This is a genomic window from Nonlabens ponticola, from assembly GCF_003966335.1.
Classification (GTDB): Bacteria; Bacteroidota; Bacteroidia; order Flavobacteriales; family Flavobacteriaceae; genus Nonlabens; species Nonlabens ponticola.
On record NZ_CP034549.1, the window covers coordinates 1,618,207 to 1,631,104 of the forward strand.

Sequence of the window (12,898 nt, forward strand, 5' to 3'; positions counted from 1 at the left end):
ATTACATGGATGTGCGTTTTTTAATATGGATAAAAATTCTATTTTTGCGCGTTCAATAAATATAGGAATGGCGACATATAATAAAAGAGGTTACAAGCCTAAAACCCAAAAGGAAAAGGAAGAAGTTGTAGAAACGGATTCAGCAACAGCTGAGGTTTTTAGCTCTCTTGATGAAGGTGCAAATAAGACGGAAGAATGGGTGAGCGAGAACCAAAACATTATTCTTATTGTTGTTGGAGTGCTTGTAGCTATAGCTCTAGGATCATGGGCTTATCAGGTATTTAGAGTCGAGCCACGAGCAGAAGAAGCGCTCGTAGAATCTGCACAGGCAAATGAGTACTATTTGCAAGCAGTAAATGCTACTGGAGAGCAGCAAGATTCTTTATACAACATGGCCCTTGAGGATAGTAATGGTAAATACGGTCTTATCAAAATTGCCGAAAACTATTCAGGAACACCATCAGGAAACATTGCTAACTATCAAGCTGGTATGGCTTACCTAAACTTAGGTGGCGCTAATTACCAAAATGCGATCGATTATTTGACTGCTTATGATGGTGATGGCTCTATACTAGAAGCCTATGCCGCAGGTGGAATAGGTGACGCACTGGTACAAGTTGATCAAAAAGCTGATGCAGTTTCATACTATTTAAAAGCTGCAGATATTCAATCCAACGAATTCACAACGCCTAAATATCTATTGAAGGCCGCACAGGCTGCTCTGGATACTGGCGATAACTCAACGGCTGTTTCTAGCCTAGAGCGTATTGAGGAAGAATATCCAGATGCACCAGAAGCAAGTACAGCTAAGGTGTTACTGGCACAGGCTCAAATCGCCGACTAACAGATGGCGACCGCAGGCAAGAACTTATCTGATTACAATAAGCAGTTATTGCCCGACGCAACAGACATGCGCATAGGCATTGTCGTGTCTGAGTGGAACGCTGATATCACCGAAAATCTTTTTAAAGGAGCACTTGAAGCATTGCTGGATTGCGGTGTGCAAGCTGATAATATTCACAGACTTAATGTACCTGGATCTTTTGAATTGATCTATGGATCGCGCAAGTTGCAGGAAACTACCTTTAAGGTTTCTGGCCACAGGCAAAAAAGACATGTTGATGCCGTTATCGCCATCGGTAATGTGATTAGAGGCGAGACAGCTCATTTTGATTTTGTTTGTCAAGGCGTTACTCAAGGAATCAAAGACTTAAATCTCAACCAGTTTAATATTCCTGTAATCTTTTGTGTACTGACCGACGATACGCACGATCAGTCAGTCGCTAGAAGTGGTGGTGAGCACGGCAATAAAGGGTCAGAAGCTGCTATCGCTGCCATCAAGATGGTAGGCGTTAAAAATCTCTAGATTTTATTTATTTGTTTCTTCTGGCTGTAACACCACGGTATAGTTGGAATACTCCTAGCAGGATTAAGAATCCGGCAAGCACCGCTTGATAGGTCTCTGGTTTGTCTGCTGTATAATAGAACTCGTATAGTTTCCAGCTGCCAATACCTATAAACACCAGTGATAATAACAATGTATAGGTGGATTTTGTCTTATCCATTGTTTTGCTGTGATATGATGGTGTAAGCTACAAACAGTCCATATAGAATTAATGCACCAGCGATTAACAATCGCCATGTTGGAATATCAGCACCATTCACGAAATAATCGTAGAACCTAAAACTTCCAAAACCAATCATAATGATAGCAATGATTGCGCCTATATAAGGATTGCGAGTGCGTTGAGCCATAGAAAATTATTGAGGAAGCAAGATAAAGAAAATGCCCTCACAAAGAGGGCATTTTAATGAAAGCACTAAACACTTTAGGGAATAGTAGGTTTAAGCATTAAAATATTTTGAATTCCAGATGCTGGTATTAAAATTCTTTCCAGCTGCAAATGCGTAATATAATATCATGCTTGCGATGGATTTAAACGTAAAAAAGAATATAAGTACAAATTGTACACCAGTTGTATCCTTAGAAAACAAACCGTTAGGAACTGCCCAAGCGGCTAACAAGCTTATAAGTATGGTAACGACAATGAGATTTTCTAATGATTTGAACGGCCATGCCCATGCTTTTCTAAAAGCATTGAGGTCATTGCCCCATTTATGGATAAGATAAAAGTAACCATTACCTATAGGTGCAAATAACAATGGATCATCTGCATTCTCTAGCTTGAACATTTTTGAAGGCGCCACGATTTTAAAACCCTTGAGTGTGATGTCGTGATCTTTCTCTAGCTGCTTCACTTTGTTGATAGCTTCTAGTGGTATTTCGTTTTTAAAATACTTGGTATCTAGAAATCGCAATCTATAGTTCACGCAAATCTCACGTATCTGATCTACATGATAGATGCGATCTGTCTCCATGAGATCTAGATCAAAGTTGTTGCGAGGTGTAGGCTTTTGAGGGCTTTTCATCCTTGCGATGATATCATCCTGTTTTCTACCTTCTTCTTGAAGTATGTTGGCTACCTGTTTCAGTAGATCACCTTCAGTCACAGATTTGTTGCGCGCTTTTTGTAGCTTTTCCTCAATATTGGTACGACCTAGCATAGTGGTGGAATTAGGGTAATAATGTCCTTTCAAGATACGGATATTTCCTCACCTTAAAATGGTTGTCGTTACTCTCCTAATAACCTATCAGCAGGATCCTAAAAATCTTGAATTATCGCAATACGGCACCTGCCTGTTTCTCCAGTTGAGCTTGCAACTTGCCCATTGTCTTGTCGATTTGCTTATCAGTGAGTGTTTTTACTGGATCCTGTAGTGTAAAACTTAGTGCATAGGACTTCTTACCATCGGGTAGATTATCACCTTTGTAAACGTCAAATAGACTCACCTCCTTAAGTAGTTTCTTTTCAGTTTGTCTAGCTATAGTTTCTAGTTCTTTAAAGCTCGTTTGCTCATCAACAAGTAGCGCAAGATCTCGTTGCACTTCTGGAAACTTGGGTATGCCATTAATTGCCTTGCTGCCTGAGTCAAGCGTTTTCACAACTTCATTCCAATAGATATCTGCATAGAATACAGTTACATCAATACCGAATTTTTTGAGAACACTCTTTCTTACCACACCTAGATCTACCAATTTACCGCCACTATTGAGCGCCAAACCTTCACTTAAGAAATCTGATTTGGTTTTTTTCTCAGTAAGATTATTGATTCCCAATCTATTGAGCAATGCAACGACAACACCTTTTAGGTAAAAGAAATCTGCAGCAGCATCAGTAGCTTTCCAGCTATTGGCTTGTACCTGACCGGTTGTAAGAATGGTCAAGTGTTTTTGTTCTGTAAAGCTGCGCTCTTGATATTGATGATAGCTGTTACCTAATTCAAACAACTTCAGGTTATTCTGTTTACGGTTCAAATTATAGGCAATGGCTTCTAGACCACCGTACAGCAAACTCTGACGCATGACTGATAAGTCCGTACTTAAAGGATTGAGTATGCGCACTTCGTTCTTTGGATCAATTTGATCGGTGAGTTCGTGATGTTTTTCTGCTGTAAGACTATTTGCCATCATTTCTCTAAAACCTAATCCTACCAGCTGATTAGCAGCTGCATTCTCTAGCTTATAATTATCGAGTCTAGAGCTAGGTGCGATGGTGGCATTAAGTTTCACAGGAATATCGATGCGATCATAACCATAAACTCGCAGAATTTCCTCAATGACATCGACAGGTCGCTTTACATCATTGCGGTAAGCAGGTATTTGTAAACCCAGTCCACTTTCAGTAACGTTGCGTACCTCTATGTCTAGTGTTCTTAGAATACTTTTGATTTCTGCACGATCAATTTCTTGACCTATAAGAGAATTGATTTTCTCAAATGGCAGGAACACCTCAAACGACTCCATTTTTACTGGATAAACATCTGTTATGTCGCTTGATATCTCGCCACCGCCCAATTCTTTCATAAGCAAGGCAGCGCGTTTCAAGGCATACTCTGTAATATTGGGATCAATGCCGCGCTCAAATCTAAAGGACGCATCAGTATTAAAGCTGTGTCTCTTTGCCGTTTTACGTACACTTACTGGATTAAAGTATGCACTTTCTAGAAATACACTAGTTGTAGAATCTGTCACGCCACTATTCTCGCCGCCGTAAACTCCTGCTATACACAGAGGTTTCTCTTCATCACATATCATTAAGTCTTCCTCATGCAGCTCATGCTGTTCACCATCCAGTGTGGTAAATGGCGTGCCTGCTTCTAGCGTTTTTACTATAATCTTATTCCCAGCAATCTTAGCAGCGTCAAACGCATGTAACGGTTGTCCCAATTCATGCATCACATAGTTGGTGATGTCCACTAGATTATTTTTGGGCACAATTCCTATCGCTAGAAGTCTATTCTTAAGCCAATCTGGTGATGGTGCAACAGTTAATCCAGTCAAGGTAACACCACAATATCGCGGCGCACGTTCTGTATCCTGCACATCAATATCTACTCGTGCAGATCGTGATTCTACATGAAAACTACTCACGCTAGGTGTTATAAATTCTGGTGCAGCCTCGTTCACAGCGATACCTGCACGCAAGTCACGAGCAACGCCCATATGTGACATGGCATCAGCACGATTAGGCGTGAGACCTATCTCAATGACCTTATCTTGTTCCACCTCAAAGACTTGGGACATAGGCGTGCCTACTTCAAGAGTGTCATCTAGAATCATGATGCCGTCATGTGAGGCACCTAGTCCCAGCTCATCCTCAGCGCAGATCATACCGTGACTTTCCTCACCTCTTATCTTGCCTTTTTTGATTTTCCACGGCTCACCATCCTTGTCATAAAGTGTTGTGCCTATTGTGGCTACGGGAACTTTTTGGCCAGCGCCCACATTGGGTGCGCCACAAACTATTTGTACGACCTCGTTGCCTAGATCGACTTTGGTTAATTTCAATTTGTCCGCATTGGGATGTTTTACACATTCCAGGACGTGTCCCACCACGATTCCCTGCAATCCACCTTTTACACTTTCAAAATCTGTAATTCCTTCTACTTCAAGTCCCAAGGCCGTTAATAACGACTCGTGTTTTTCTATATCGTCGGGAATATTTATAAACTGTTTGAGCCAGTTGTAGGAAATTTTCATGAAGGTAATTTAATGGTGTAAAGATAGTGGTAATCACGCTTTCGCGAAAGCGTAACCATCCATAAACAGCGCTGCACAAATACTAGATAGAGACTAATATTCCCATTGACGTTTCTTGTTGAGTTCTTCCATCTCGTTCAATTCTTCTAAAGGAATGACCTTTAAGAAAGATTGATGTTGCTCAATGGCGTACTCGATTTGCTCAACGATCTTCTCAACGCTGTCGTTCTCATAATCAATGTCCAGTGGTTTTTTGATCACCATGGATTGCAGAATGTTGCGCTTTTTAATACGCAGGCCTTTCTTGTCAAAACTGCGTCTAAAGCCATCAATGACGACTGGCACAACAATAGGTTTGTACTGCTTGATGATGTGGGCAGTTCCCTTACGTATAGGCTTGAAAGGCTTGGTGGTTCCTTGAGGAAAGGTAATGACCCAACCGTCTTCTAATGCAATACCTATGTTTTTGGTATCATCTGGATTGACGTTGCGGTTGACTTCTTCACCTTTGGCGCGCCATGTGCGTTCTACGGTCACCGCACCAGCATAGGCCAGGATCTTGGGTAGGATACCGCTTTGCATGGTTTCCTTGGCAGCTACATAGTATATATTGAGTTTGGGATTCCATAAGTATCCTATGTTCTTGATGCTGTCCTCGCGACCAGACAGTGATGCATTAAATACATGAAACATACTCACGACATCTGCAAAATAGGTCTGGTGGTTAGAAACAAACAGAACGCCTGTATCGGGTAGATCTTTAATGATCTCACTACCATCAATGTGCAGCTCATTAAAACCACGATAGCGCCTGTGAGAAAGTGCTCCCAAAATCCTGATGAGCCAGCGTTTTACAAATAATATATGACCAAAAGGATTTGTCTTGAACAACCCCATAAAATTTCAAAATTTTACCGAAGGCTAATATAGTGCATGTGGGTAGAACATGCGTTAAAGCTTATCTGGCTTTATTGAAATATCCTACAATCCTGCTTGCTTAAACATGGCTTTGAATTCGCTAAGCATCATCGCTGTCGCACCCCAAACAATTTGCTCCTGTAAAAGAAAACAAGGCACTTCTACCTTGCTTAAATAACTGGTAGATAATATTTGGCTACTCACATTTGCTTCATCCATTAGTTGTTGAAGAGGCACTTCAATAACTGATTTTACCTCAGTTGCTTGAAGTTTGAAAATAGGTGAGTGATCAAGATATCCTAAATAAGGTCTAACCATAAAGTTACTAGGAGGAATGTACAGCGGTGTGCCAGCGGTAATCACTTTTTGTAGGGATATGGGAATCCCTATTTCCTCTTCAGTTTCTCGCAGCGCTGTGTATTCAAAATCCTTATCACCTTTTTCTGCTCGACCGCCAGGAAAAGCGATTTGACCACTGTGTTTACCAGTGGAAATCATTCGCTCAATCAAGACGAAATAGGATTCATCATTTTTAGGATATAAAAGCATCATGGTGGCTGCTTGCTTTGCATCTTTGCTTTTTTTAGCTACTAATTTCAATTCGTCAAGACGTTCCATGGCTGCCATGGATAATTGTGCTTCTTGACCAGGCAACGGCATATTGCTTAATTTTGAAACTTGAGATAAAAAATCATTGAATGAACTCACGACTGCTGATAGGTTTAATCATCGTTTTACTAGCGATGTCATGTAAAGATAATGAGGAAAGGCCAATGCCTGTGGTAGAGGAAAAAGTTGAAGTTGAAAAAAAAATTGATCTAGACGAGTTCTACCAACCCATGATCACCGAAGATGGCGATACCTTACTCAGCTATATACCACAAGATAGCGTTGAGCTGTTTTTTACTAGATACGGTAAGAAGAATCCAGAGAAGCGTGTCGAAATAGAAACCAAATATGGCAAGATTCAATTAGAGCTTTTTGAACAAACGCCGCTGTATCGAGCTAGCTTTATCTATCTGGTAAAAAATGGATACTATGATGAGACAGTTGTGCATCGTGTCGTACCTGACTTTATCGTACAAGCAGGCGATAGCGATAGACGAATCACCGCAACCAAGCGCAGCAGTGCAGGAAATTACATGTTACCACCAGCGATTCTAGATAATGTTCAACATACTTATGGAACGGTAAGCGCTGCAAAGCGCTGGGAAGACAATCCAGAAAACTGGCATAACCCTTTTGATTTTTTCATAACGTTGGGTAGCGCGAGCCATCTTGATGGCGAGCATACTATTTTTGGTAAAGTCACGAGCGGTATGGATGTGGCAGAAAAAATATCTAGGCTCAATCGCGATGAAGGCGACTGGCCTATTGAGACGGTTTATATTGATATGAAAGTAATCGACTAGAGATCGATCTCAACAACTTCTGCACGAGAGCCAAACCTGATAGGCACTCTACTGGTACCAATGCCTCGAGAAACATACATCGGTACTTTGTCCTCGTACCAGCCTTTTAAATAATCACCGCTACCACGAGGTGTGATAGGCGCGTAGCCCAGGAATGTCACTTGACCACCATGAGTGTGTCCAGAGAGAATGAGATCTATGCGATCAGCAAATTGAGAATCCTTTATGACATCGCTGTATTGCGGGCAATGATTGAGAACTATTGTTTTATCTGTTTCGGATAATTTTTTCATAGCTGTCATAATATCTGGGCGACCACCTAAAAAATCATCGGTGCCTGCTATGGCGATGCTTTGATTATTCACATTAATGGTAGCATTTTCATTGACGAGCAATTGGCAATTATGAGATGTATAAACTTCGTTCAATTGCTTCAAATCAACATTACCCCAATATTCCCAGTTTCCCAGAATAGCGAACTTGGGTATGTCCTGATCAATAAGTTTCAAAAAGCTATCGAGATACTGAATTTCTGTAGTTAGATTGATACTATCACCTGTAAAAACTATCAGGTCTGGCTTGATTTCATTAATCTTACGAGCAATGGACTTGTGAAAGGATCGCAGTCCGGTTATGTGTAAATCGCTTATTTGGATGAGTTTGATCTTAGATTCGGCTTCGTTTTTAGAACGATCAAAGTAGCTCCAGTCGATGACATACTTCTCAAACCAAAACATGTCTAGCAGCAATAAAGCTGCCGTACCAGATAGGATAAGAGTTATGAATTTACGTCTAGAAAGTTTTGACTTGATAATTTTAGCTATTGTTTGATCAAGCGCCTTCTCTTACCAATATCTAAATCCTTAATTATTAACATATCATCCTTGATACGTAGAATTTTCCAATTGGTCACATATTCTTCTCGCTCATCTATTTTGACCTCGACATCGTAATTCTTGCCAGCTGATACCTCAAACTCAGCAAGAGTATTTTGGTATATATTTTCAAGATAAAGAGTTCTTGATCTCGGCATTAATTTAAGTTCCGAAGGATTGTCGATTCGTTCACGCGATATTTCGCCTTTTAAAAAATATGTATTAAAAGACATAGAATCCCTATGGTTTATAATGCGAACATTAAAGTACTGCCAACCTTCTATTCGTTTGCTGTCTGTAATCTTTATATCAAAAACTTTAGGATTTTTAGACATCTCACGAACTGTACTCAACTTTATGTTTTGTTCATCTAAAGAATAAGTTCCGTTTTCAACAATTCCTAATCCGCAGTATTTGCCAAAAAACAGTGTTTGAAAACTACCGTCGGAATTAAAAGTCACCTCAAAATTAGAATTCTTGTCCTTATAAGTTCCTACCAAATCCTGACTAAAAACTTGAGATGAAGCCAATAGAAGAAAGACAAGAAAAAATCGGAAAATCATAGATATTAATACCTATAAACAATCGCATTGATATTCATGCCAGCGCCTACACTCGCAAACATGACTACATCACCTTTATTAACCTGGTGATCGTCCATCTTTCCTTTTACCACTAGATCCATAACGGTTGGTACTGTTGCAACGCTGCTGTTTCCTAGCTTATGAATGATCATGGGCATGATATGTTGAGGTACTTCCATATCATACAGCTTATAGAAACGCTGTACTATGGCCTCATCCATTTTTTCATTGGCCTGGTGGATAAAGATTTTTTTCAAATCCTTAATGTCAACACCAGAAGAATCTAACGCAGCCTTCATTCCTTCAGGAACCTTGGATAGTGCAAAATTATAGATACGACGCCCGTACATCTTGATGTACTTTGTCTTGTTCTCCAGTTTGGTGTTGTAGGATTCCTTATTAAATATGAAATAAGTTTCTTCTTCAGTATAAGTAGCTGTGGCCTGTCCTATAATGCCGTGATCATCATCACTGGATTCTACAATGGCAGCACCAGCACCATCACTATAAATCATGCTATCGCGATCATGCGGATCAACAACTCTTGAAAGAGCTTCTGCGCCTATGACTAGAACTTTTTTTGCAAGACCAGATTTGATAAAGCTATCGGCTTGAGTCAATCCCAACACCCAACCAGGACAACCAAATAACACATCGTACGCTACACAAGCTGGATTTTTAATACCCAACTTATTTTTGACACGACTGGCGAGGCTAGGTACCATATCGCTAGAACCACCATCTGGTTTTACATCACCATAATTATGCGCTACGATAATAAAGTCGATGGTTTCTGCGTCGATTGCTGCGTCAGCGATAGCGTTACGACCTGCAATAGCTGCAATATCACTTGTAAATAGATCGTCACTGATGTAACGACGTTCTTCAATACCTGTGATAGCGACAAACTTTTTGATGATCGTCGCGTTGTCACTACCAAAAGAGCTCCCATCATTATTGAGAAATTCATGATTCATGAACTCTTCATTCTTTCTAACGACATCAGGAATGTGACTTCCTATTCCAGTGATTTTAGCTCTCATAAATAAAGTATAATTAACAAAAGAAGAAATAATTACTCAAAGTTCCTATTTCTACTCCTGTTTTCTATGCGTGCATAGTATTCTAGCTGATATTTAATAATCAACATTCCGCAATCGTTACAAGTATTCTTCCATAGGTGCGCAAGTGCACATCAAGTTCCTGTCGCCATACGCATCATCTGCGCGGCGCACGGTAGGCCAGAATTTATTGTCTGCCACCCATTCTAGAGGATACGCAGCTTTCTCTCTTGTGTAAGGTAAATTCCAATCGTCTGCTGTGAGCATCTGCATGGTATGCGGTGCATTTTTCAATACGTTATTCGGCTCATCTTTATCTGCCGCCTCGATTTCCTTTCTTATAGCAATCATGGCATCACAAAAACGGTCAATCTCGGCCTTGCTTTCAGATTCCGTAGGTTCAATCATCATAGTGCCGTTTACAGGAAAGGACACTGTTGGTGCGTGAAAGCCGTAATCCATAAGACGTTTGGCGATATCAACAACCTCAATACCTTTTTCTTTAAATGGACGACAATCAATGATCATCTCATGAGCAGCACGACCTTGTTCACCAACGTACAAACAGTCATAGCTTCCATCCAGACGTTCCTTAATATAATTTGCATTTACAATGGCATACTCCGTTGATCTCTTCAAACCAGCGGCACCCAACATGCAGATGTACCCATATGAAATCACACAGGCAAGCGCGCTACCAAATGGCGCAGCACTAATAGGTGTAATCGCTTGATCGCCACCAGTAGGAATAATCGGGTTGGTAGGCAAGAAAGGAACCAACTGTTCTGCTACACAAATAGGGCCTACACCAGGACCACCACCACCGTGAGGTATGGCAAAAGTCTTATGCAGATTCAGGTGACAAACGTCTGCGCCTATATTTCCTGGATTGGTAAGACCAACTTGTGCATTCATATTAGCACCATCCATGTAAACCTGACCACCATTCTCATGAATGATGCCCGTAATTTCTTTAATCGCACTTTCATAAACGCCATGTGTCGATGGGTAGGTCACCATTAACGCTGCAAGATTGTCCTTATGCTCCAGTGCTTTGGCTCTCAAATCGTCTACGTCAATGTTCCCGTTTTCAAGCGCTTTGGTGACCACAACTTTCATCCCAGCCATCACCGCACTCGCTGGATTGGTTCCATGTGCGCTGGATGGTATCAAACAAATATTTCTATGATCATCACCTCTTGATAAATGGTAGGCGCGTATCGCCATAAGTCCTGCAAACTCACCTTGGGCGCCAGAATTAGGTTGTAATGAGGTTCCTGCAAATCCAGTTGCTTCATTGAGCTGTTCCTCCAGTTTTTTAAGCATGGTTTGATAACCTTGAGCTTGATCCAGCGGCACAAATGGGTGAATATTTCCCCATTGTGGATCTGACAACGGCAGCATTTCTGACGCCGCATTCAGCTTCATGGTACATGACCCCAAGGCAATCATTGAGTGGTTGAGTGCGAGATCTTTGCGTTCTAATTTCTTGATGTAGCGCATCAATTCGGTCTCACTGTGGTAGGAATTGAACACCTCATAGGTCATGAATTCTGTCTGGCGGCCTATTCCCAGGTGCTCAGTTTCCAGCAATTCTGTAATGGGTGTAAATTCTTTTTGTAACGCTTTCGCGAAAGCGGAAACAATATCATTCAAATCTGCAAGTGACGTAGTCTCGTTGATAGAAATCTGAATCGTATCTGCATCAGGATAGTAAAAGTTCAATTCTTTTTCTAATGCTATCTCACGGACTGGTAGCGTCGCAGTCTTAAAACATAAAGTATCAAAAAAGTTCTCATTAGTCTGATAAACGCCTAGTTTCTCAATAGCATCGGCTAGGGTAGCGGCGTGTTGGTGAACTTTTGTTGCAATGTATTTCAAACCACGTGGCCCATGGTAGACACCGTACATACCAGCCATAACCGCAAGTAAAACCTGTGCGGTACAAATATTAGAAGTTGCTTTATCTCTTTTAATGTGTTGCTCGCGCGTTTGTAGCGCCATACGCAAGGCACGCTTACCATCGGTATCTTTGGTCACACCAATGATACGTCCTGGAATTTGTCGTTTATATGCTTCACGAGTTGCAAAATATGCCGCATGCGGACCGCCATAACCCAATGGTATTCCGAATCTTTGTGTTGTTCCCACGACAACATCGGCACCCCAATTTCCAGGTGCTTCCAGTAGAACTAGGGACAGGATATCTGCCGCTACTGCTATCTTGATGTTTTTTTGAGAGCACGTTTTCGCGAAAGCGGTATAATCCACTACATTACCACTCGCACCAGGATATTGCAGTAAAATGGCATAGTAGCTATCGTCCAGATCCATTTCTAGTGGATTTCCCTCGACAAGTTCTATTCCCAGCGGTATGGCACGCGTTTTAAGAAGCTCTTTGGTCTGTGGCAGGCAGTCCTGATCGACAAAAAACTTAGAGTAGTTATTCTTCTTTTGATCACGCTCACGAACGGAAAAGAGTAGCGTCATCGCCTCGGCAGCGGCTGTGGACTCATCTAGCAATGAGGCATTTGCTAGCTCCATACCTGTAAGATCAGTAATCATTGTCTGGTAATTGAGCAGCGCTTCTAGTCTTCCTTGAGCAATTTCTGCCTGATATGGAGTGTAGGCCGTGTACCATCCTGGATTTTCAAGAATATTGCGCTGGATCACGGCTGGCGTGATGGCAGCATTATATCCCAAACCTATGTAGGATTTAAATTGCTTGTTCTGGTTGCCCAAAGCAGTTATATGCTGTGCAAACTCATATTCACTCATCGCTGGATCGAGATCCAGATCCTTTGAAAGTCTGATGCCGGCCGGCACCGTTTGACCAACCAATTCATCGATGCTGTCAACACCTATAGTGTCTAACATTTCTTTAAGGTCTGACTTGCGAGGACCTATATGTCTAAGGGCAAAACGATCTGTATTCATAGTACTTATA

The 12,898-nt window shown here is 41.2% G+C and carries 13 protein-coding genes; 3 read left to right on the forward strand and 10 right to left on the reverse strand.

What is annotated here, in order from left to right; genetic code table 11:
* Positions 1–67: 67 nt before the first annotated feature.
* Both EJ995_RS07335 and ribH read left to right on the forward strand, forming a co-directional pair.
* The gene (locus EJ995_RS07335) at positions 68–844 is read left to right on the forward strand and encodes a tetratricopeptide repeat protein (RefSeq protein ID WP_126447109.1); all 777 of its coding nucleotides are present in this window, start codon (positions 68–70) and stop codon (positions 842–844) included.
* A gap of 3 nt (positions 845–847) precedes the next feature.
* Positions 848–1,366 carry a 6,7-dimethyl-8-ribityllumazine synthase gene (gene ribH / locus EJ995_RS07340; RefSeq protein WP_126447111.1) on the forward strand — a complete coding sequence of 173 codons (519 nt, stop codon included), beginning with the start codon at positions 848–850 and terminating at the stop codon, positions 1,364–1,366.
* Positions 1,367–1,373: 7 nt separating this feature from the next.
* On the opposite strand, the gene EJ995_RS07345 is transcribed toward ribH, so the two are convergent.
* From EJ995_RS07345 to EJ995_RS07370, 6 genes are all read right to left on the reverse strand, one after another.
* Complete coding sequence (locus tag EJ995_RS07345; RefSeq protein WP_126447113.1) at positions 1,374–1,565, reverse strand: hypothetical protein; 192 nt, start codon at positions 1,563–1,565, stop codon at positions 1,374–1,376.
* Entirely contained in the window at positions 1,558–1,755 is a 198-nt protein-coding gene (locus EJ995_RS07350; RefSeq protein WP_126447115.1) for a hypothetical protein, read from the reverse strand. The genes EJ995_RS07345 and EJ995_RS07350 overlap by 8 nt, the downstream gene beginning before the upstream one ends.
* A 90-nt stretch (positions 1,756–1,845) precedes the next feature.
* Complete coding sequence (locus EJ995_RS07355) at positions 1,846–2,598, reverse strand: hypothetical protein (protein WP_317126794.1); 753 nt, start codon at positions 2,596–2,598, stop codon at positions 1,846–1,848.
* A gap of 79 nt (positions 2,599–2,677) precedes the next feature.
* Complete coding sequence (pheT, locus tag EJ995_RS07360) at positions 2,678–5,101, reverse strand: phenylalanine--tRNA ligase subunit beta (protein ID WP_126447117.1); 2,424 nt, start codon at positions 5,099–5,101, stop codon at positions 2,678–2,680.
* 93 nt (positions 5,102–5,194) lie between these two features.
* On the reverse strand, positions 5,195–5,998 hold the full coding sequence (locus EJ995_RS07365) for a lysophospholipid acyltransferase family protein (RefSeq protein WP_126447119.1): 804 nt from the start codon (positions 5,996–5,998) through the stop codon (positions 5,195–5,197).
* Positions 5,999–6,082: 84 nt separating this feature from the next.
* Positions 6,083–6,727, reverse strand: coding sequence for an NUDIX hydrolase (locus EJ995_RS07370; protein ID WP_241234611.1), 645 nt, complete (start codon positions 6,725–6,727; stop codon positions 6,083–6,085).
* Here EJ995_RS07370 and EJ995_RS07375 point away from each other — a divergent pair.
* Entirely contained in the window at positions 6,718–7,431 is a 714-nt protein-coding gene (locus EJ995_RS07375) for a peptidylprolyl isomerase (RefSeq protein WP_126447120.1), read from the forward strand. The genes EJ995_RS07370 and EJ995_RS07375 overlap by 10 nt on opposite strands.
* Here the strand turns inward: EJ995_RS07375 and EJ995_RS07380 are convergent.
* From EJ995_RS07380 to gcvP, 4 genes are all read right to left on the reverse strand, one after another.
* Positions 7,428–8,168, reverse strand: coding sequence for a metallophosphoesterase (locus EJ995_RS07380; protein ID WP_126447122.1), 741 nt, complete (start codon positions 8,166–8,168; stop codon positions 7,428–7,430). The two genes, EJ995_RS07375 and EJ995_RS07380, sit on opposite strands and share 4 nt — an antisense overlap.
* A gap of 83 nt (positions 8,169–8,251) precedes the next feature.
* Entirely contained in the window at positions 8,252–8,869 is a 618-nt protein-coding gene (locus EJ995_RS07385) for a DUF5004 domain-containing protein (protein WP_126447124.1), read from the reverse strand.
* Positions 8,870–8,874: 5 nt separating this feature from the next.
* On the reverse strand, positions 8,875–9,933 hold the full coding sequence (locus tag EJ995_RS07390; protein WP_126447126.1) for a 3-oxoacyl-ACP synthase III family protein: 1,059 nt from the start codon (positions 9,931–9,933) through the stop codon (positions 8,875–8,877).
* 117 nt (positions 9,934–10,050) lie between these two features.
* A complete protein-coding gene (gcvP, locus tag EJ995_RS07395) occupies positions 10,051–12,888 on the reverse strand; it encodes an aminomethyl-transferring glycine dehydrogenase (protein ID WP_126447128.1) in 2,838 nt (945 codons plus the stop codon).
* Positions 12,889–12,898 lie beyond the last annotated feature (10 nt).